The organism is Pseudonocardia ammonioxydans, from assembly GCF_900115005.1.
Lineage (GTDB): Bacteria > Actinomycetota > Actinomycetes > Mycobacteriales > Pseudonocardiaceae > Pseudonocardia > Pseudonocardia ammonioxydans.
This window is the reverse complement of sequence record NZ_FOUY01000123.1, coordinates 1-3,079: the sequence shown is the minus strand read 5'-3', so window position 1 is coordinate 3,079 and position 3,079 is coordinate 1. Positions and strand designations below refer to the sequence as shown.

General features: G+C 66.4%; 2 protein-coding genes and 1 pseudogene. 1 reads left to right on the top strand and 2 read right to left on the bottom strand.

All coding sequences use genetic code 11. From position 1 onward, the window contains the following. Window positions 1-273 precede the first annotated feature (273 nt). Window positions 274-1,557 (bottom strand): IS256 family transposase, encoded by a 1,284-nt coding sequence (locus BM093_RS34465; RefSeq protein ID WP_093357626.1) that lies wholly within the window; start codon window positions 1,555-1,557, stop codon window positions 274-276. A gap of 73 nt (window positions 1,558-1,630) precedes the next feature. On the opposite strand from BM093_RS34465, the gene BM093_RS34460 reads away from it, so the two are divergent. Further along, window positions 1,631-2,395: an IS3 family transposase gene (locus BM093_RS34460; protein WP_218163072.1), complete on the top strand. Its 765-nt coding sequence runs from the start codon at window positions 1,631-1,633 to the stop codon at window positions 2,393-2,395. Window positions 2,396-2,426: 31 nt separating this feature from the next. Here the strand turns inward: BM093_RS34460 and BM093_RS34455 are convergent. Beyond that, window positions 2,427-2,996: pseudogene (locus BM093_RS34455) on the bottom strand (IS701 family transposase); the annotation flags it as partial. Window positions 2,997-3,079: the final 83 nt, after the last annotated feature.

The window sequence follows — 3,079 nt, the reverse complement described above, 5'->3', positions numbered from 1 at the left end:
GGATGGAGCGTGATGTCCTCAAGCGATCCGTGGTCCTGTGGGTCAAGGAGGCGACGAAGTGAGCGTGGCCCGTTTCATCGCCGACCAGAGGACCTTCCACCGGGTGCCGCACACGCTGGCCTGCGCCCTGTTGGGGGTGTCGATCTCCTGGCTGTACAAGTGGCTCGACCGGGCGAACGGCCCGAACGGTGGCGCGACCGCGACCGAGCAGCGCCGCGCCCGAGCCTGTCACGATTCCCGTGTAAGCCACGGGTCACTGGTATTGGTAATCTATCACAGAGGGAGTCGCCCGGGGAAGAGGACGACAAGCGTGTTCAATGCCGTTTTCCAGCCATGAGTTCCGGTTCCAGACTCACCTCCCCTCTTGCTTGATATGTTTCGCAAGCCAAGGTAGAGCAGTTTCATCGCCGCCTCGTCGGACGGGAAGTGGCCGCGGGTTTTGGTGATCTTCCGGAGCTGGAAGTTGATCGACTCGATCGCGTTCGTGGTGTAGACGATGCGACGCAGTTCTGGTGGGTAGTCAAGGAACGGGATAAATTCACCCCAGGCTCGCTGCCAGACGTCGATCACGCCGGGATACTGCCGCCCCCACGTGGTGTCGAGGTCTTTCAGTGCGAGCTCGGCCGCCTCGACGGTCGGCGCGGTGTAGATCGTGCGCATCGACTTCACGATCTTCTTGCGGTCCTGGTAGGACACGAAGCGCATCGCATTCCTGATCACGTGCACCACACACGTCTGGACCACGGTGTCGGGGAACACGCTGGTAATGGCGTCGGGAAGGCCACTGAGGCCGTCGCAGCAGGCGATCAGGATGTCGCGCAGACCACGGTTGCGGAGTTGGGTCAGGACCGAGTGCCAGAACTTCGCGCCCTCGGTCTCGGCGATCCAGCAGCCCAGCGCGTGCTTGCGTCCCTCGACGTCGACGCCGATGACCAGGTGCGCGCTCTTGATCGTGACCGCGGCCTTGTCCCGGATCTTGATACGGATACCGTCGATATAGACGATCGGATAGACTTCGTCGACCGGCCGATTCCGCCAGATTTCGATCTCGTCGGTCACGACATCGGTGATATTCGAGATCAGTTCCCGCGACGCCTCCACTCCGTACACTTCGTGCAGATGCGCTTCGATGTCACGGGTCGACATTCCGCGGGCGTAGCAGGACAGCACAAGCTCATCGATCTGGCCGACCCGACGGGCACGTTTCGGCACGATCTGCGGCTCGAACTCGCCGTTCCGATCACGCGGCACGCTGATCGTCACCGGCCCGTTCGTGGTCGCCACTTTCTTTGTCGAGCTGCCATTACGGGAATTGCCCGTGCCGTGGCCGGCGGGGTCGTCGCGGTCGTAGCCGAGGTGGTGGGTCATCTCGGTCTGCAGCGACCGTTCGAGCACGGCCTTGGTCATCTGGTTGAGCAGTCCGTCGACGCCGTCGATCGGGGTGCCGGCGGCCTTCGCATCGGCCAACAGCGCGTCGATCGCCGACGGGTCGAGTGCCTCGGCGAGCCGGCGAGCCGCAGCCGTCTCGCCGTCAGGGTCGGGCTGGTTCTCGCTCACGTGGGTGTCCTTCCCGACCGCTGTGTTGATCACTGCGGTCGATCTTGGTCCACCCGCGGCTTACACGGTTCCCGTGACACGCCCCCGCGCCCAACTGGACACCGCCGTCGCGGCGGCGTTCGACGATGCCCAGCGGTTGCACGGCTCGCCCCGATTGCACGCCGATCTGCGCGAGGCCGGATGGCGGGTGTCGGAGAAGACCGTGGCGGACTCGATGCGCCGCCAAGGCCTGGTCGCCCGCCGCATCCGCCGCCGCAACGGGCTGACCCGCCAGGACCGCACGGCGCCGAAGTTCCCGGACCTGCTGCGTCGGGATTTCACCGCGGCCGAGCCGAACCGCAGATGGGTCGGGGACATGACCGAGATCCCCACCGCGGCCGGGAAGTTGTATCTGGCCACGGTGATCGACCTGTACTCGCGACGGCTGCTCGGCGCGGCGACCGGGCTGCACCCGAACGCCGAGCTGGCATGTGAGGCGATCCGGATGGCCGTGGCGGCCCGCGGCGGGGCGGACCAGATCCGAGGGGTGATCTTCCACACCGACCGCGGCTCGACCTACACCGCGGCCGCGTTCACGGCGCTGTGCCGGCGGCTGGAGATCCGGCAGTCAATGGGCCGGGTCGGGTCGTGTTTCGACAATGCCGCGGCGGAGGCGTTCTTCTCCAGCTTGGAGTGGGAAGTGCTGTCCCGCAACGACTTCGACACCATCAGCAGTGCGCGGGCGGCGGTCATCGACTGGTGTTACGGCTTCTACAACCACCGGCGGCGACACAGCGCCGCCGGCGGGCTCTCACCGATCAACTACGAGAACGTCGCCCTCACCCGAGACGCGGCATAGGGAACCCTCCACGATTTCGGGGGAACCACACGGGCACGCTGGCATCGAGAGCACGCCCGAGCATCTGCTCGGCCAGGGTCGTCTTCGTGGCGAACTCGACCTCATCCGGGACCGCCGCCGCACGGCAGCGTTCCCGATCCGAGGTCCACGACTTCGGCAGGTAGAGCTCGCGGTCGATCAGCGCCCGCCCCTTCGAGCTGGCATAGGCCAGGAACACCCCGAGCTGGCAGTTCTCCACCCGCCCCGCGGTGCCGGAGTACTGCCGCTGCACCCCGGCGGACTTGCTGCCCTTCTTCAGGAACCCGGTCTCATCGACGATCAGCACCCCACCCGGCTCGCCGAGATGCTCCATGACGTAGTCCCGCACATCGTCACGCACGCCATCGGCATCCCACGTGGCGGCATTGAGCAGCCGCTGCATCCCGTCCGGCGTCGCGTCCCCGGCGACCTCGGCCAGCGTCCACCCGTTCTTCCCGGCCAATGGCGGCAACAACCCACGCACATATGCCCGCGCCCGCCGCCGTGGCTCCGCGCGGAAGAACCGGCCCGCTACCAGCCCGAACAACCCGTCCAGGCCGTCGGCCCACGCCGGGACTGTCAACTTTCCGGTGTAACTGAAGCTGGTTGAGCTAACGGCGACCGGCGGACAGGCGCCCGTCGAAGGCCATGTCGAAGGCGTTCAGA